Genomic DNA, 232 nt, shown 5'->3' with positions numbered 1-232 from the left:
ACCGTCATTTTCACCGCCCACGGCGTCTCACCGGAAGTGAAAAAACGAGCGCTCGAAAAGGGACTTGTCACGATTGATGCGACATGCCCCGATGTGACAAAAACGCATCGGCTCATCGAACAAAAGCTCGCCGATGGCTACGATATCATCTATATCGGTAAAAAAGGACACCCGGAACCGGAAGGAGCGGTCGGCATCAATCCGGAAAGGATCCATCTTGTGGAAACCATCG

General features: G+C 52.2%; 1 pseudogene. It reads left to right on the top strand.

Annotation, left to right across the window (positions count from 1 at the left end):
- Positions 1 to 232, top strand: a pseudogene (locus LD028_RS09600) (4-hydroxy-3-methylbut-2-enyl diphosphate reductase); the annotation flags it as partial.

Origin of the sequence: Anoxybacillus sp. LAT27, from assembly GCF_022030075.1 — a bacterium.
GTDB classification, from domain to species: Bacteria; Bacillota; Bacilli; order Bacillales; family Anoxybacillaceae; genus Anoxybacillus; species Anoxybacillus kestanbolensis.
This window is presented reverse-complemented; position numbering and strand designations above follow the sequence as displayed.